Annotated in this window: 14 protein-coding genes; 8 read left to right on the forward strand and 6 right to left on the reverse strand. The window is 74.9% G+C overall.

The annotated features are described in order from the left end of the window. Positions 1-269: 269 nt before the first annotated feature. The 7 genes from WMF17_RS10660 (at position 270) to WMF17_RS10690 (ending at position 5,575) form a co-directional block, all read left to right on the forward strand. Positions 270-818, forward strand: a complete 549-nt coding sequence (locus tag WMF17_RS10660; RefSeq protein ID WP_437649200.1) for a Spy/CpxP family protein refolding chaperone — start codon at positions 270-272, stop codon at positions 816-818. 16 nt (positions 819-834) lie between these two features. After that, positions 835-1,065 (forward strand): hypothetical protein, encoded by a 231-nt coding sequence (locus WMF17_RS10665; RefSeq protein WP_437601882.1) that lies wholly within the window; start codon positions 835-837, stop codon positions 1,063-1,065. 58 nt (positions 1,066-1,123) lie between these two features. Next, positions 1,124-1,810: a response regulator gene (locus WMF17_RS10670; RefSeq protein ID WP_437601883.1), complete on the forward strand. Its 687-nt coding sequence runs from the start codon at positions 1,124-1,126 to the stop codon at positions 1,808-1,810. Then, on the forward strand, positions 1,807-3,174 hold the full coding sequence (locus WMF17_RS10675; protein ID WP_437649202.1) for a HAMP domain-containing sensor histidine kinase: 1,368 nt from the start codon (positions 1,807-1,809) through the stop codon (positions 3,172-3,174). The genes WMF17_RS10670 and WMF17_RS10675 overlap by 4 nt, the downstream gene beginning before the upstream one ends. 92 nt (positions 3,175-3,266) lie before the next feature. After that, positions 3,267-3,641: a response regulator transcription factor gene (locus WMF17_RS10680; protein ID WP_437601885.1), complete on the forward strand. Its 375-nt coding sequence runs from the start codon at positions 3,267-3,269 to the stop codon at positions 3,639-3,641. 118 nt (positions 3,642-3,759) lie between these two features. Continuing rightward, positions 3,760-4,881: a hypothetical protein gene (locus WMF17_RS10685; protein ID WP_437649204.1), complete on the forward strand. Its 1,122-nt coding sequence runs from the start codon at positions 3,760-3,762 to the stop codon at positions 4,879-4,881. A gap of 241 nt (positions 4,882-5,122) precedes the next feature. Next, complete coding sequence (locus tag WMF17_RS10690) at positions 5,123-5,575, forward strand: hypothetical protein (protein WP_437601887.1); 453 nt, start codon at positions 5,123-5,125, stop codon at positions 5,573-5,575. A 22-nt stretch (positions 5,576-5,597) separates the two neighbouring features. Here WMF17_RS10690 and WMF17_RS10695 read toward each other — a convergent pair whose 3' ends face one another. The 6 genes from WMF17_RS10695 to WMF17_RS10720 form a co-directional block, all read right to left on the reverse strand. Beyond that, complete coding sequence (locus WMF17_RS10695) at positions 5,598-6,584, reverse strand: hypothetical protein (protein ID WP_437649206.1); 987 nt, start codon at positions 6,582-6,584, stop codon at positions 5,598-5,600. After that, a complete protein-coding gene (locus WMF17_RS10700; RefSeq protein ID WP_437649208.1) occupies positions 6,581-9,181 on the reverse strand; it encodes a Kelch repeat-containing protein in 2,601 nt (866 codons plus the stop codon). The genes WMF17_RS10695 and WMF17_RS10700 overlap by 4 nt, the downstream gene beginning before the upstream one ends. A 19-nt stretch (positions 9,182-9,200) precedes the next feature. Next, entirely contained in the window at positions 9,201-10,829 is a 1,629-nt protein-coding gene (locus WMF17_RS10705) for a serine/threonine-protein kinase (protein ID WP_437649210.1), read from the reverse strand. Between the two features lie 78 nt (positions 10,830-10,907). Beyond that, complete coding sequence (locus tag WMF17_RS10710) at positions 10,908-11,948, reverse strand: diacylglycerol/lipid kinase family protein (RefSeq protein WP_437601891.1); 1,041 nt, start codon at positions 11,946-11,948, stop codon at positions 10,908-10,910. Next, on the reverse strand, positions 11,949-13,199 hold the full coding sequence (locus tag WMF17_RS10715; RefSeq protein WP_437649212.1) for a hypothetical protein: 1,251 nt from the start codon (positions 13,197-13,199) through the stop codon (positions 11,949-11,951). Between the two features lie 144 nt (positions 13,200-13,343). Continuing rightward, entirely contained in the window at positions 13,344-14,612 is a 1,269-nt protein-coding gene (locus tag WMF17_RS10720; protein WP_437601893.1) for a hypothetical protein, read from the reverse strand. Positions 14,613-14,954: 342 nt separating this feature from the next. Between WMF17_RS10720 and WMF17_RS10725 the strand changes: the two genes are divergently transcribed. Then, positions 14,955-16,334 (forward strand): MFS transporter, encoded by a 1,380-nt coding sequence (locus WMF17_RS10725; RefSeq protein ID WP_437649214.1) that lies wholly within the window; start codon positions 14,955-14,957, stop codon positions 16,332-16,334. Positions 16,335-16,398 lie beyond the last annotated feature (64 nt).

A 16,398-nucleotide genomic window follows, 5' to 3' on the forward strand; every position in this document is an offset into this window, starting at 1 on the left:
CGGCGCGCCGCGTCGTCCAGCACCGAGCGCCGCGCGGCTGTCTTCATCTTTCTTCACGCGCGTTCCTGCACATCCTTCACATGCCCTGCGCAGCTTCGTCGTGGCTCGGGGCCGCGCGTCTGCGGCTCCGACCTCGCAGCCCGGGGCCGCGCGTCTGCGGCTCCGGTCACCTGCGGCCGGGGCCGCGCTCGCGTCCGGACGAACCGGGGCCGCGCGGACATTCCCCGTGCACGTATCGACAGCGGAGACGCTCACGGAGGGTACTCATCATGTTGGGATTCGTCGTTGGAACGGCCTGTCTGATCGGCCTGATCATGACCCTGAGGCGCGGCGGCCGGTACGATTGCGGCGGGCACTGGGGCTCGGGGCCGCGCTCCTTCGGCCGGCGCGGCTTCGGCGGCTTCGGCTTCCGCCGTCGCTTCTTCCTGTCGTTCCTCTTCGACCGGCTCGGCACCACGCCGTCGCAGGAGAAGGTCATCGTCTCGGCCGTCGACGAGCTCCGCGCCGCCGCGGACGCGCACCGCAGCGAGATCCGCAGCACGCGCGCGGACGTCGCGGCCGCGATGCGGAGCCCGAGCCTCGACGAGACGCGCCTCGGCGAGCTCTTCGCGCGGCACGACACCGCCATCGAGTCGCTGCGCAAGGCCGCGGTCGGCGCGCTCGGCAAGGTCCACGCCGTGCTCGAGGATCGCCAGCGCGAGCAGCTCGCGGATCTCATCGAGATCGGGCCGGCCGCCTTCCGCGACCTGGGGTCCGGCAGGGCCGGCGGGCGCGGCCACCGCGCCGATCCCTACAGGACCCACGGCGAGTGGGCGTGAAGGAGGCAACGAGACCATGATGCGACGCCAGATCACGATCACGCTGCTCGTCCTCGGCACCGTCTTCGGTTACGCCTCCGGCTTCTCCTCGCTGCGATGCCGCGCAGAGGCCCGCCGCGACGCCTTCCAGCGCCACGTCGCGTCCCTGTGCGTGGACGCCGCGCGCGGGGCCGAGCGCTCCTCGTGGCGGAGCGCCGCGCCCGCGCGCCCCGGAGCGCCGGAGCCCGACACCGGCGCGGACCGCTGAGCTATACACAAAGGAGGCGGCAGCCGCGCGCTGCCGCCCCTGCTCCCCGGGGTCCTCCATGGCGCTGCGGCTGCTGCTCATCGACGACGACACAAGGCTCCACGCCCTGCTCGCGAGCTACCTCGAGCAGAACGGGTTCATGGTGACCGTCGCGGGCGACGGCGCGCGAGGCCTCGCGGCGCTCGCCGCGGGCACCTTCGACGCCGTCCTCCTCGACGTGATGATGCCCGGCATGGACGGCATCGAGGTCGTGCGCCGCATCCGGCAGAAGAGCTCGATGCCGATCCTCATGCTCACCGCCCGCGGCGACGAGGCCGATCGCGTGGTCGGCCTCGAGATCGGCGCCGACGACTACATCGCGAAGCCGTTCAGCCCGCGCGAGCTGCTCGCGCGCCTCCGGGCCGTGCTCCGGCGCGCCACGCCCGACGCCGCCGGCGAGCGGATCGTGGCCGGCGACATCGCCATCGACGTGCCCGGCCGCGTGGTCAGCGTGGCGGGCAAGCCGGCGGAGCTCACCGGCATCGAGTTCGACATCCTCGTGGCCCTCGCGCGGCGCGCCGGCCGCGTCGTCGCCCGCGACGCGCTCCTCGAGGAGGCCGGCCGCGGCGACGTCAACGTCGGCGGGCGGACCGTCGACGTGCACATCTCGCACTTGCGGCAGAAGCTCGCCGACGATCCCAGGTCGCCGAAGCTCATCAAGACCGTGCGCGGGGTCGGCTACGTGCTCGCCAAGGACCGCGCGTGATCCGCTACCGGTCCTGGCTGTACGAGAACGGGCGGAAGGTCTCGATCGGCCGCTTCCTCAGCGCGCGGCTGCATCGCCGGATCTTCATGTGGTTCGGCGCGACCATCCTCATCACCGCGTTCGCCGCGTTCGCGACGGTCGGGGCCATCGACCGCGTCGGCAACTCCGGCTGGCGGCGCGAGCACGCCCGCGCCCAGTCCTTCGTGGGCCACCAGTTCCAGCGGGTCTGGGCCGATCCCGTGGCCCGCGACGCCCTCGCCCGCGTGATCGCCGAGGATTTCGACACCGACCTCGAGCTCCGCGACGCGACGGGGCGGAGGCTCGCGCGGTACGGCCAGCCCTGCCGGGCCCACACCCTTGTCGCGCCGGTCCGCGGCGAGGGCGGTCCGCTCGGCACCGTGCTCCTCTGCCCCGGGCGCGGCCGGTCCGGCGCGCCGCTCCGCCTCGCCCTGCCGCTGCTCGCCGTGGGCGTCGTCCTGTGGGGGGCCTCGGGCCTCATCTCGCGCCGCCTCGCCCGCCCGCTCGTCGATCTGGCCCACGTCGCCCACGAGATCGGCGCCGGCAAGCTGTCGAGCCGGGTCCGGCTCGACTGCCACGGCCAGGGCGAGGTCGGCGTGGTCGCCGAGGCGGTCAACGACATGGCGGGCCGCATCGAGCGCCAGATCGCCGACCAGCGAGAGCTCCTCGCCGCCGTGTCGCACGAGCTCCGCACGCCGCTCGCCCGGATCCGCCTGCTCACCGAGCTGGCCCGCGGGAACGGCGGGCCGAGCGTGTCCGTGCTCGACGACCTCGATCGCGAGGTCATGGAGATCGACGCGCTCGTCGGCGATCTCCTGGCGAGCTCGCGCATCGATTTCGCGGCCCTCACCGTGTCGCGCCTCAGCCCGGCCGAGACCGCGATCCGCGCGCTGGAGCGCGCCGGGCTGGACCCGACGCTGCTGGAGGTCGCCGAGGGGACGCCGGCGTTCGAGGCGGACGCGACGCTGCTGGCGCGCGCGCTCGCCAACCTGCTGGAGAACGCGCGCGCGCACGCGGGCGGGGCCGAGCGGCTGCGGGTCCGTCCCGGCGGTCCGAGCCGCGTGGTCTTCGAGGTCGAGGACCGCGGCCCCGGGTTCGCGGAGGGGGAGGAGACGCGCATCTTCGAGCCGTTCTTCCGGCGCGAGCGGGTGCAGGGGGGCGAGAGCGGCGCCGAGCGCGGCTCGCTCGGCCTGGGCCTGGCGCTGTGCAAGCGCATCGCCGAGGCGCACGGGGGCCGCGCGTTCGCCGAGAGCCGCGAGGGCGGCGGGGCGCGCGTGGGCATCGAGCTCGCGCTGCGTCCGCCCGCCAGCGCCGAGCGGCTCGCCGGCCGCCCTCGCCGCGCCTAGCCCGATCCCGATCGCGATTGGACCGGGCGGGCGGGGGCGTTCCCGCTTGACCGCGCGATGGCGCGGGTGCGACGCTCCGTGAGCTCGCGACCATGCGTATCCTTCTCTGTGAAGATCAGGACGCGATCCGGCGCATGATCGAGGCGCTGGTCGGCGCGAGCGGCCATGAGGTCATCGGCGTCGGCACCGGCCGCGAGGCGGTGGAGCGCGCCTTGACCGAGCCCTTCGACGTGATCCTCCTCGATCTGATGCTCCCCGGGAGCATGGACGGCTTCGAGGTCTGCGCGCGCCTCCGCGCGGATCCGGCCACCGCCAGCCTGCCGATCATCGTGATCAGCGCCCTCGACGACCGCGAGGCGCGCGCCCGCGCCGAGGAGCTCGGCGCGACCGCGTACTACGCGAAGCCGTTCCGGCCTCTCGAGCTCCTGGAGCACATCGGCGGGCTCAAGGCCGCGCTGCGGCGCTGACAGGCTGTCGGGCGGCTCCCCCCGCGACGGCGGCTCCCTGGCCGGCGCAAGAGCGTGCTGGAACGCAGCGCGGGTTTTGACTACACCCGCCGTCATGCACACTCGGTGGCGCGGGGTTATGGCTTCGATGCTCGCGGCGGTCGCCCTGGCGGGGCTCGCGGGCTGCGACGGGGACAAGGGCAAGGCGCAGGTCACCGTCGATGCGGGCGCGCTCGACGCCGGCCCGGGGCTGCCGGTCGTCGGCGGCAAGCTCGGCGCGGCGCTCGCCGAGGCGGCGGCGCCGGGCGGCCCCGAGAAGCGGCCGCCGCCGGGCAGCGCGGCGGACGGCCCGCCGGAGAACGGCGTGTTCTCGCCGCAAGCCGCGGTCGCCGCGCTCCCGAAGGACGTGCCCTACAAGCTCGAGGTCATCGACGACGGCAGCGAGCCGCGGGCCAGGCTCGCCCCGAAGATCGACCCGAAATCCGAGCAAAAGCTCACCATCACGCTCGGGCTGCGCATGGGCGGGCCGCAGGGGATGCCGAACCTCGATTTCGGCGTGAGCCTCAAGGCGGAGAAGCCGGCGGACCCCCCCAAGGACGGCGCGGCCGCGCCCGCGGCGCCGACGAAGGTGACCGCGAAGGTCACGTCGGCGACGCTCGCGTCGATGTCCGTCGGCGGGCCGCCGAGGGAGCTCGCCGACGCGCTGGCGAAGCTGAAGGGCAGCTCGCTGCGCTACGATCTCTCGCCGGCGAACGTGGCCAGCAATTACAGGCCCGAGCTGGCCAAGGACGCCGATCCCGGGCTCCAGCCGGTGCTCGCCGCCCTCGGGGAGGCCATCGCGCTCCTCACGCCGCCGCTGCCGGACAAGCCCGTCGGCGCGGGGGCCTACTGGATGGTTACCGACCGCGTCGTGGTGTCGGGCGCGCAGCTGCCGGTGCTGCGGTACCGGGTCTTCAAGATCGAGAAGGTGGAGGGGGATCTCGTCTCGTTCAGCGTGGATACGCGCCAGTACGCGGAGGGGGCCGATCTCAAGCTGCCGGGCCCGAACGGCGACGTCACGCTGACCATCGACCGGGTCGACTCCTCCGGAAAGGGCACGTTCACCTGGTCGCCGTCGAGCTACGCGCCGGGCACCGCCGACGCCTCGCAGCGGCTCCAGGCGCTCCTCGTGCCCCCCGGCGCCAGCGCCCAGCAGGCCGCCCAGCGCAGCGTGGCCCAGGTCGAGCTCACGGCGAAGTTCGCGGCGCCGGCAGCGCAGTAGCCGCCGGCCCGCCGCGCAGGGGCGAGGGCGGCGTGCGTCCCGGTCGCCGCCCGTGGACCGTGGAGAGCCTGGCGACCGCGCCCTGTCCTGGAGCGGCGCCGCGGCGCCCGGGGGCGTTGGCTAATCCCGTGCATGAGCGCCCATGCGGGGAGGCGTGGCGGCTGTCCGACCCGGCCGGCAGAGGCGGGCGGGCAGGGGGCGCCACGGCGCAGGCGGCATGACCTACGGGTGCGGGCGGAACATGCACGGGTGCAGTCTCGAGAGCTACCTCGAGGAGCCGGGCCTCACCGAGGGACAGCGGAGGCGGCTGCGGCTGTTCCGCACGGTGGAGGACGCCGTGAGCGATCGCGTGGAGCAGCTGTGCACGTGCAGCGGGCTCGACGTCACCGACGTGGCGATCCTCGTCGTGTCTCCGGCGGCGCGCCGGCTGTTCTTCCGCAGCGCCGCGCCCGGCTGCGCTGAGCCGCCGGGCGCGAGCGTCATCCTCGGCCATCGCGCGCGGCTCCACGCGTTCCTGCACGCCGCGCTGCCGCCCGCGGACGAGGCGCCGCTCGACCCCTACGCCGACCTGCTCGCTCCATCGCCGTCCCAGTGCGTCCGCGTGCTCATCGTGGACGAGGACTCGCTCACGATCCTGAACTACGGCACGTTCGTCGTGGTGAGCCTCGACCGCAGCGAGATGCCGACCGCGTAGCGACCGGCCCTCCGCGGGGAGGTCAGAAGCGCACCGTGAGGCGGAGCGGGCCGAGCGCCGCGCGCGGCGGGGCCGTGCGCGGGGCGCCGGCGGCGTTGCCATCGAGGACCAGCACGAGCACGCCGGCGCCCGCCGCGACGAGGCCGGCGCCCGCGACGATGTCGCCCGCGAGCGCCTGGACGCGCGCGGCGTCGGCGGCGTCCCCGTCCCGCGTCGGCGCGTCCGACGCGCTCGCGACGCCGAGGAGGCCGATCGCCACGCCGGCCGCGACGGTGGTCAGGCCGCCGGCGAGCAGCACGATCGGCACGACGCGGACCGTCGCGGCGTCGGGCGTGGCGCGGAGCGCCGCGCCACCGGGCCGCGCGCTCGCCAAGGGCGCCCGCGGCCCGGCGGACGCGTCCAGCATGGCGGCGTCGCGCTCCAGGGTCATCACGACGACGAGACGGCTCCCCGGCGCCGCGGCGATGGTCCGCTGCGCCTCGCGGTAGCCCGGCGCGCTCGCGGTCACCGTGTGGTGCCCCGGGTTGAGCGGCCGCGGCCGATCGAGCGCCGCCACGGGCACGTCGACCCCGTCGATCTTCACCGCGAGGCCGGCGACGTCGTCCGGGGAGAACCTCAGATCGAGCGCCGCGATCTGGCGCTCGAGCTCCTGCACCGCCTGGCGCGCGAGCTTCTCGTACTCCTTCGTCGCCGGCGCGGACGGCTCGACAAGGAACGCGCGGAAGTTCTCCAGCGCCTCGACGAGCTGGCCGGTCTGCTGCTGAGCCACCCCGAGGCTGTAGAGCGTGATCGGCGCGCGCTTGATCGCGAGCGAGCGCTCGTACCGCTTCCGCGCCTCCTCCCAGCGGCCCTGCTTGGCGAACTCGGAGCCCTCGATGAAGATCTCGCGCGCGACGGCGACGTCGGCCGCGCTCTGCGCCGCGGCGGGCGCAGGCGTGGCGAGGAGCCCCGCCGCCGCGAGGAGGAGCGCGAGGGGGCCCGCGAGCGCCCGCGTCCGGCGCGGCGTCACGGTCTGAACCGCTCCCCGTCGGCCACGAGCAAGAGCCCGTCGAGCCCGGACCACAGGATGAGCTCGGTCCCCGTCCAGACCCCCACGCCGTAGCTGTGCTGCTTGGCCGCGGGCGACATGCTCGCGTGCCACCCTGCCGCGGGATCGTACAGTTTCCCGTCCTTTCTGAACATCGCGTCGTTCCGCCCGCCTGCGATGAGCGCGCGCGCGCCGGTCCACCCGGTCCAGCCGGTGCGCCGCTCGCTGCGGCTGCGCCGCGAGGGGGCGTCCTTGTTGTCGATGGCGAGCCAGGTGCCCGCGGCCGCGTCGTAGCTCGCGCCGTCGTCGAGGGTGGCGTCGTTTTTGTCCTGGCCGCCCCAGACGAGCAGCCGGTTGCCCATCCAGACCGCGAACGCATCGGCCCGCGGGCCCGGCGCGCCCGCGGTGGGCAGCGCTCGCCACACGTCCGTCGTGGGGTTGTAGGCGTACCCCTCGTTCGTGGTCGCCTCGCCGGCGCGCCCGCCGAACAGGTAGAGCTCCGTGCCCGACCAGGCCCACGCGACGCCGTCGCGCGCGGGAGCCGCGCCGGCGCTGGAGATCGGCGCCCACGCGTCGGCGACGGGGTCGTAGAGCGCGCCGCCGGCGGCGGGGGCGCCGCCCGCGGTGCCGCCCCAGATCAGGAGGCGCGTGCCGGTCCACACGGCGAACGGCGACCGCCGCGCCGTGGGGGCGTTCGTGGTGCTCATCGCGCGCCAGGTCCGTGCCACCGGGTCGTACGCGCCGCCGGTGGACAGGCCCGACGTGCTCGCGAACGAGCCGCCGCCCCACACGAGCACGAGGGAGCCCGTCCACGCCGCGCCGGCGACCACACGGGCCGAGGGGGCGCCCGCGCCCCCCAGCGACGACCACACGTCGCGCGCCGGATCGTAGAGCGCCCCGTCGCTCACGTCCCCGCTCGCCGTGCGGCCGCCCCACACGAAGAGCGCGTTCCCGATCCAGGTCGCCGCGGCCAGCTGCCGCGGCGCGGGCGCGCCGATCCTCGTCATGAGGACCCACGCGGGCGTGCACGCGCCGTCGCGGCACTCGCGCCCGCTCAGGCAGGCGTTCCCGCACGCGCCGCAGTGCTGGGCCGAGCCCAGGCTGACGCACGCCCCGTCGCACGCCGCGAGGCCGCTGCCGCAGGGCGGGATGCAGGCGCCGCCCGAGCAGATCTCGTCGCCGCTGCAGTCGGCGCTTGTGCAGCACTGGCGGCACGCGATGAGGCTGCAGCACTGCTGTCCTTCGGCGCAGGCCGTGCTCCGGCACACCGTGCCGCCGTCGGCGCACACGTCCGCGGTGCAGCCGTCGCCATCGGAGCAGTCCGCGTCCGAGCAGCAGGCGCGGCAGTCTGCGCCGCAGTCGTGCGGCGTGAACCCCCCGCACGCGCACGCGCCGGCGGCGCACGCGGCGCCCGGCTTGCAGACGGTGCCGCACGCGCCGCAGTGCTGCGGATCCCTGGCGAGGTCGGACTCGCAGCCCGGAACGTTCGGATCGCAGTCGGCGAAGCCCGCGTCGCACGCCAGCGCGCCCGCCTCGCAGTGCTGGTGCGGCCCCGCGGCCACGCCGCACGCGCCGCAGTGCCTGGGGCTGGTCTGCATGTCGACGCACGAGAAGCCGCACGCGGCGAGGCCCGAGGCGCAGGTGGGCATGCACGCGGCGCCGTCGCAGAACGGCGTCTCCGGCGCGCACTGCGCGCCGCAGGCGCCGCAGCTCGTCGGGTCGGTCGCGGGCGACTCGCAGCCGGGCGCGCCGTCGCAGTCGAGGAGCCCGTTCGCGCACGCGCAGCCGCCGCCCGGGTCGCAGATCATGCCGTCCGCGCAGGTGTCGCCGCAGGCCCTGCAGCGCTCGCTCGTGCCGAGCGTGGACTCGCAGCCGTCATCGGCCGAACCGTTGCAGTCGTCGTACCCCGGCTGGCACCCGCACACGCCCGCCTGGCACTCCATGTTCGGCCCGCAGGTGACGCCGCAGCCGCCGCAGTTCGCGGGGTTCGACGAGCCGTCGGTCTCGCACCCCGTGTCGTCGCGCTCGTCGCAGTCGAGGAGCGGCGGCGCGCAGGCGCACTGCCCCTCGTCGCAGATCGCGCCCGAAGGGCAACGGAGGGAGCAACCGCCGCAGCGCTCGGGATCGCTGGTGAGGTCGACCTCGCAGCCGTTGGTGACGATGTTCCCGTCGCAGTTGTCGAAGCCGAAGACGCATTCGGACGAGCAGTGGCCGCCCACGCACAGCGTGTTCAGGCACGGCGCGCCGCAGGCGCCGCAGTTCGTCGGATCGTTCAGCACGCTGGTGCACGACCCGCCGCAGCACGACTCCCCGGCGCCGCAGGCGTTGCCGCAGGCGCCGCAGTGCGCTCCGTCCTGGCTCAGGTCGACGCACGCGCCGTCGCAGCAGGCGTCCGCCGCGCAGCCCGGCGCGCACGCGCCGCCGTTCGGGGGCTCGGCGCCGCCCGCGGGCGGCTTGTCGGAGAGGGCGCTCTCCGCGAGCAGCGAGCAGGCGCCGGTGAGCACGGCCAGCGCGAGCAGCAGCGGCCAGCGCGCGCCGAGCGTGGTCTTGCGATGTCGCGCCTCGCGCGCGGGTCTCACCTCCGGCGGCATCGCGGCTTCAGAAGTTCGGCCGAGCCGGGACCGGCAGGGCAGCGCCAGGGGTCTTCGAGCTCGTCCGCGGGACCGCGCTCCGTCGCGCGCCCGGGTTCCGGGGAGCCGCCGCGGGCTCCCGCTCGGCGGCGCCGCTGTCCGCCGTCCCGCGGCGCGGCTCGCCGATTGCGGGCGGCGCTTTGGCCGAGCGCTCCGGCCCGGCGTGGCCCTGGCTCCCGGCGCTCTGCCCGGGGAGCGGCGCGGCCGCGGCGGGCGTGGCCGCGGCGGGCGCGGACGGGTCGCGCGGCGCGGCGGGCGGCGCCGCCGGGGGCGGCTCGGCGCCGGCGTCCCGCGCGGTCGTGGTGCGCAGGGAGAACAGCGCGAGGCCGATCGTCACGAGCGCCGCGACCGCCGCCAGCGCGAGGACGGCGGCGCGCCGCCGGCCGCCGGTCTCGCGCGCGCTCTCCTCGCGCGCGGCCGTCTCCACGTCCGCGCCGCTCCTCGACGCGCGCGCGGGCGGCCGCTCGGACAGGCGCCGCTGGCCGCCGTCGCTCAGCCAGTGGACGGCGATCGACGTCCCGGCCACGTCCTCCTCGACCCCGTGCTCGGTCGCCCACCGCGCGAGCGCCACGCCCATGTCGCGCATGGTCCGCCACCGCTCCGAGCGCTCCTTCGCGAGCCCGCGCTCGATGATGCCCCACAGCGTCGGGTCGCCGACCCCGAGCTCGGTGATCGGCACCGGATCCTTGACGATGATCGCCGCCACGAGGTCGTGGTAGTTGCCGCCGAGGAACGGCCTCTGGCCCGTGATCGTCTCGTAGAGCACCACGGAGAAGGCCCAGATGTCGGTCTGCCCGTCGACGTCGGTGATGCCGCGCGCCTGCTCGGGCGACATGTAGTCGGGGCTGCCGAGCACCGTGCCCGCCTTGGTCACGTCGCCGCCCGCGGTCTCGCTCCACACCTTGGCGATGCCGAAGTCGACGATCTTGGGGGTGACGTCCCCGCGATCGTTCTTCACGAGGAAGATGTTCTCGGGCTTGAGATCGCGGTGGACGATCTTGCGGTCGTGCGCCGCGGCGAGGGCGCTCGCGATCGGCAGCAGGATGCGGAGCGCGGCCGCGGGCGAGAAGCGCTTCCTGCGCTCGATCGCCTCGACGAGCTGCTCTCCGCGGAGGACCTCCATCACGATGTACGGATCGCGGTGATCGGACTCGCCGAAGTCGAGCACCCGGACGATCGAGGGGTGGTCGATCCGCGCCGCGGCGCGCGCCTCCTGCTGGAGGCGAAGCGCCGCCTCGGTCGAGGTGACCTCGCGCCGGATGAACTTGAGCGCGACGTCGATGTTCAGCACGTCGTTGTGGGCCAGCCACACCATCCCCATGCCGCCTTCGCCGAGGACATAGCGCAGCCGGTACTTGCCGCCGATCACGTCGCCCTCGCGGTAGGTGCGCCGCGTCGACCGCCCCGGGCCGGGCGACGGCGCGCTGGCTTGCCGGAGCGACGACAGGAGCGCCAGATCGAGCGACTCCGGGTCGCCCGAGTCGGGGGCGCTGCCGCGCGGGAAGGCCGCAGAGGAAGGGGAGGAGCGGCTCGCGCTCTCAGCCCGCAGCGTCGAGCTTGTCGATGGTGCGGGCGCGGAGGTTGAGCGCGGCGACATGGAGCGAGGGTATTCTAACTTTGCTGGGCTCCCACAGCCATGGTCTCGCGCTGACCACGCGCGCAGAGCAGCGCGCGGTCAGCGCAGGGGAGCGCGGTCAGCGCCGGCGCGCACGCCCCCGCCGGGGGCCCACACGTCGTGCAACGTGCGACGAGCTGAGACAGGGCGATGGCCGGATTTATGCTCGACGAGGATTTTTACCCGCGGGCCGATGCGCACCGTGAGCGGGCCCACGTGCTCGTGTACGTCACCATCGCATACATAGCGGACCACACCGGAGCGGGCCTCGAGCACCGCGCGCCGGGCGATCTTCTCGAACGTGTGCGCCTCGCCCATCGGCTGCGCTCGCCAGATGTCGCGCAGCTTCCTGACGAAGCCGAGCGCGGAGGTGTGGATGCCCAGCATGTGGAAGCTCTCGGGGCGCTCGTCGTAGCGGTGGAACGGGCGGAACCCGAGGCCGATCTGGTCGACGGTGCCGGCGGCGATGGCGAGGTAGTCGCGGTCCGGGAAGGCCGAGCCGTCCTCGAAGTGGACGCGGCCCTCCCAGCGCGCGGCGACCTGGGTGTCGGTCTTGAGGAGCACGGCGGCGCTCGCGCGGGCGAGGACCTTCGCGGCCCAGAGCGCGCTCCGCTCCTCGCTGCGGTTGTACTCGGCGATGAACCCGTGGACGCAGCCGGTGCCGAAGATGAAGCCGTAGTGGGCGCCGATGTGCATCACGTGGCGCTCGATCCAGCGCAGCGGGTGCCGGCCGCGGTCGGTGTAGCGGGCGATCAGCCCGGCGAGCAGGCCGTCGGGGCGCCCGCGGGGGACGCCGACGGCGTTGGCCACGGTGTTCATCGTCCCGCCGCGCAGGAAGGCGATCGGCGGCAGCGGCTCGTCCTCGTAGACGTCGAGGAAGCCGGTGATGGTGACGTGGTTCGTGCCGTCGCCCCCCGAGATGCCGAGCACGTCGATGGAGAGCTTCCTGAAGTCCTCCGCGATCCGGGCGAGGTCCTCGCGGGTGCGCGCGGTGCGGACCACGCCGTGGTCGCCGAGCGTGCGCGCGAGCCGGACGGCCGCGCGGGGATCGCCCTGGTTCTGGCGCGAGCGGGGGTTGATGATGACGCCGATGCCGCCCATCTAGCGCCGGCCTTGCGGCGTCTTCCACCGCGGCTTGAGGTGGACCCGCATGACGTCCGCCATCAGGCCGAGGTGGGCGCAGTGGTCGGGCTTGTCGTCGCCGGTGTACCCGCGGAGGTGGAAGTCGCCGCGGTCGTAGCGCCGGATCATGTCGAGGCCGAGCACGTCGCGGCGCGAGGCGCCCCTCGGCTTGCCCCGCAGCTGCTGAACGACGAAGCTCGCCGTCTCCTCGGTCGACGCGTAGCCGGGCGGCAGGATGGAGGAGTGGCTCATGAACATGAACGCCTCGCCCGCCGCGGCGCGCCGGGCGAACGCGATGAACGGCTCGATCTGCGCGACCTTGAGCTTGCGCTGCCGCTCGTCGGCGTACCCCGCGTGCAGCGAGTCGAGCAGCACGAGCGCGTCGACCCGCTTGCCGGCCTTCTGGCGCAGGATCTGCTCGATGGCGCCGTAGCCCGCGCTCCACGCCGAGAGGCCGAGCTTCCGGATGTAGACCTTCTTCTTGCCGGTCTTCTTCGCCACCGCGCGCTCGATGCTGTCGAGCAGGTGCTCGAAGACGTAGGGCGCCGAGAACGTGCTCGAGTACGCGCCCGAGCCGATCCCCAGATCGATGCCGACGAGGACGGCGCCGTCGGCCGTCTTCACGAACTCCTTGCGGAGCGCCTCGTGGCCGTGGAAGTGGATGAGGACGTCGAAGCCGCCGCGCTTCGTGACCCCGCCCCGGTGGGGCATGATCATCTGCCCGATCGAGGGCGCGCGGGACCACCGGTCGTAGACGCCCCAGCCCGGATCGGGCGTCATGCACGGGTTGATGTCGCCGCGGCGCTTCTTCGAGGGGGCGGAGAGGCTGCTCGTCGCCCCCGGCCTGTCGCGCCGCGCCGGCCTGCGCTCGACGCGCTGGTCTGCGCCGCCCGCGCTGGAGGGCGGCGGGGTGCCTGCGCCGGCTCCGTCCGCCGCCGGCGCGCCGTCGGCGTGCAGCGCCGGCGCGCCGTCGGCCGGCGAGGGGCTGTCGGTCGGCGCCGGGCTGCCGGCCTGCGGTGCGCTGCCGGCCTGCGGTGCGCTGTCGGCCTGCGGTGCGGCGGCCGGCGGGGCGGCCTGCGCGGCGGGCGGGGGCTCCGGCGGCGCGCCGGGGTGCCCGGCGGCCGGGTCCTGCGCCGCTGCAGGGGGCGCGGCGAGCCACCAGGTGGCGGCGAGCAGCGAGAGGAGCGCCCATCGCCCGGGGGGCCTGCGGGCCTGCAGAGGATGTCTCATGTCGGGAGGGCCTCCATTCCATGAAATGGCGTGTGGATCGAGCGCTCGCTGCACCGGCGCCGCCGCGGCGCTGTCCTCCGCGACGGCGCGCGGGCGTTCAGCGACGGCGCAGGGGGCAGGCGGGGCGCCCTGCTCGGGCGGGCGTCACCCCGGCGGCTTCCCCTGGGGGAAGGCTGCGCCCGCGTCGGCGGCGGCGAGGATGCGCTCCTCGGCTTGCGAGGCGAGCTTCTCGACCGCCGCGGCGGCGTCGGTGGGGGGCAGCGAGCGGAGGAACTGGATGAACTCCGGCTCGAGGCCGGGCTTCACGCCGCTCAGGACGAGCACGATCGGGATGGCCGGCTTCTCGACCTCGGCGAGCTCGGTGGCGCGGGCGCGCCAGCGGCTCGCCCCGATGGCGAGGCGGAAGGCCCACTGCGCGCCGAGGCCGATGAGGAGGCCGGCCATGACGCCCGCGACGAAGAGATCGGCGTCCTTCGGGGCGAGGAGCGCGGCGGAGAGCCCGCCGATGGCCGCGCCGATCACGATGCCGGGCTCGCCGCTGTTGTGCGCGGCCGCGGTCTTCAGGATCTCGGCGGCCTGCATGCCCGGGCGCCCGCTGCGCACGGCGTCGCGCAGCGGCAGCAGCGTCGCGAGGCGGCGCATCGAGGCGGCGCGCACGCCGAGGTAGCTGATGAGCAGGGCGCAGACGGTCAGCCCGACGCCGACGCTCACCGCCACGCGCCGGGAGAAGACGCCCTGGGGGAGCGGCTCGCGGACCACCGCGGTGGTCGCGCGCTCCCGGTCGCGCTCGGCGGTCGCCTTGTAGGCGGCCTCGGCGTCCTTCGTGGCCTGCGCGACCTTGTCGGCGGGGATGTCGGCGAGGAGCGAGAGCAGCTGCTTCGCCGCCTCGAACTGCTCGGCCTCCTCGGCGGCCGGCGGCGTGATCGCGGCCGCCTTGGCGATGGCGTCCCAGGCGGGGATCGCGCTCACCCGCGCCCCGAGGAGCGCCTCGGTTGCCTCGCGGCAGCCCGCCAGCGTCTTGACTTGCTTGTGGAGCGGCTGGGCGGAGGCCCACGCGCCCTGCTTGTCCGGCTCCTTGGGCTTCGGCGGCGGCGGCGTGTTGCGCTGCGCGCGCCTCCTCGTGACCGGCGGCGGCGCCGGGGGCTCCTCGCCCGGGGCGGGCATGCGCGCGGATTTCGCGGCCTTCTTGAACAGGTCGATCTCGACGATGAGCTTCTCGCCGGCGAGGGCGCACGCGCGCGCGGGGGCGAGGCGAGCCTCGGACTCCTCCGCCTGCCGCCGCGCGCCCGGGTCCAGGACGAGCCTGCCGTCCACGGTCACGAGCCGGAGGACCGCCACGGCGATGCACAGGACGAGGATGGCCGAGGCGATGAAGGTGGCGCGGACCTCCTCGCGCCGGGTGTACTCGTTCACGCTCGCTCCCTCGGAAAGACCGGAGATGGGCAGGTCGGCGCGAGAGCGACCGCGCGGCCGGCCCGCCACGGAGCGCCGCGATCGGCGTCGGGGCCGTTACGGCAGGGGGACACCGAAGGAGCGCGAGCCCGTCGCATGCTGATCACCGTTAGACCAGATGCCGGACCGATACCACAGCGTCGCTCGCGATGAGGTCCGCGGCTTCCCCTCGCGTCGACGTCCGGGCGGCCCGGCGCGGTGGTCTGCGCTCCCGAGCGCCCTGGAACTTGCTCAGCCCCGGGACGCCTCGTGTAAGGGTGCAGAGAAGGCGCGGAGAAGGCGCGGAAAACGCGCGGAGAAGGCGTGGAGGCTGCCGTCACATCCCACAAGTCCGTCGAGCCCGCTGTCGTCGCGCTGCCCGAGCAGGGAGCGGAGGCCGTGAGGCGCGGCGCCCCCGCGGGGGCGCCCGGTGCGGCTGGGGAGCCCGGCGTGGCGGTGGCGTCCGGAGCCCCGGCCGCGCGGGGAGCGAGCCGGGGCCTGTGGATCTCGTCGACCTACTTCGCCGAGGGCCTGCCCTACGCGATCGCGCACAAGGTGGCGGGGGAGTTCTTCACGGCGGCGGGGGCGAGCCTTCCGATCATCGGCCTCGTGTCGCTCTACGGGCTCCCGTGGAACCTCAAGTTCCTCTGGAGCCCGCTGATCGACCTCCACGGCAGCCCGCGGCGCTGGCTCCTTGGGGCCGAGATCGCCCTCGCGGTGATCCTCCTCGGGCTCGCCGCGACGGCGGACAGCGGCGCGCTCTGGCTCGTCGCCGCGCTGTTCGGGCTGGTCGCCGTCGCGGCGGCGACGCACGACATCGCGGTCGACGGCTTCTATCTGCAGGCGCTCGACAAGGACGCGCAGGCTGGCTTCTCCGGGTTGCGGGTCGGGGCGTACCGGCTCGCGCTGCTCGCGGGCGCCCTGCTGGTCGCGTTCGCGGGCTGGGCGTCCTTCGGCGCGTCGTTCGCGGTCGCGGCGGCCGGCCTCGCGCTGCTCGCGGGCGCGCACGCGGTGGGGTTGCCGCGCCCGGCGGCTGCGGCGGCGCCCGGAGCTGCGGCGGCGCCCGGAGCTGCCGCGGCGCCCGGAGCTGCGGCGGCGCCTGGAGCCGCCGGGCTGCGGCGGTATGTCGAGCCGTTCCGGGTGTTCCTGCGGCAGCCCCGGATCGTGCCGAGCCTGGCGTTCATCCTCTGCTACCGGGCGGGGGACGCGCTCATGTTCGCGATGTCGTCGCCGCTGCTGAAGAGCCTCGGCCTCGACACGGCGGCGCGCGGCAACGTGGGCGGGATCGGGACCGTCGCCTCGATCGCCGGCGCGACCCTCGGCGGTGTGGTCATCAAGCGATGGGGGCTCGCGCGCACCATCTTCCCCATCGCGCTCGTGCAGAGCCTTGCGATCTTGCTCTACGTCGCTCTGGCGTGGTCGCGGCCGGCGCTCCCGTGGATCATCGCGCTCGTCACGCTCGAGCAGCTCGCCGCCGGCGTCGGTACGGCGGTGCTCGTCGTGTTCCTGATGCGGCGCTGCGTGGACGGGTACAAGTCGTCGCACTTCGCGATCGGCTCGGCGCTCATGTCGGTCTCCGCGACCTTCGCCGGCAGCGTGAGCGGCTACCTGGCCGCCGGCGTCGGGTTCACCGCGTTCTTCGCGATCGCCTTCGCGGCGTCGATCCCGGGGGTCGTCCTGTCGCGCTGGGTGCCGCGGGACTAGCGCGTGGCGGCCGCGCGCGCCGCCTCGCACCTCTTCATCTTCCGCTTCCGCGTCCGCGGTGCTT

The sequence above is a fragment of the Sorangium sp. So ce362 genome (genome assembly GCF_051519845.1).
Taxonomy (GTDB): Bacteria; Myxococcota_A; Polyangia; order Polyangiales; family Polyangiaceae; genus Sorangium.

Coding starts and splice junctions, on each gene's coding strand:
- WMF17_RS10665 (WP_437601882.1), top strand. CDS start 835: ATGATGCGACGCCAGATCACGATCACGCTGCTCGTCCTCGGCACCGTC.
- WMF17_RS10710 (WP_437601891.1), bottom strand. CDS start 11,948: ATGGGCGGCATCGGCGTCATCATCAACCCCCGCTCGCGCCAGAACCAG.
- WMF17_RS10690 (WP_437601887.1), top strand. CDS start 5,123: ATGCACGGGTGCAGTCTCGAGAGCTACCTCGAGGAGCCGGGCCTCACC.
- WMF17_RS10660 (WP_437649200.1), top strand. CDS start 270: ATGTTGGGATTCGTCGTTGGAACGGCCTGTCTGATCGGCCTGATCATG.
- WMF17_RS10670 (WP_437601883.1), top strand. CDS start 1,124: ATGGCGCTGCGGCTGCTGCTCATCGACGACGACACAAGGCTCCACGCC.
- WMF17_RS10685 (WP_437649204.1), top strand. CDS start 3,760: ATGGCTTCGATGCTCGCGGCGGTCGCCCTGGCGGGGCTCGCGGGCTGC.
- WMF17_RS10705 (WP_437649210.1), bottom strand. CDS start 10,829: ATGTCGCCGCGCTCAACCTCCGCGCCCGCACCATCGACAAGCTCGACG.
- WMF17_RS10680 (WP_437601885.1), top strand. CDS start 3,267: ATGCGTATCCTTCTCTGTGAAGATCAGGACGCGATCCGGCGCATGATC.
- WMF17_RS10715 (WP_437649212.1), bottom strand. CDS start 13,199: ATGAGACATCCTCTGCAGGCCCGCAGGCCCCCCGGGCGATGGGCGCTC.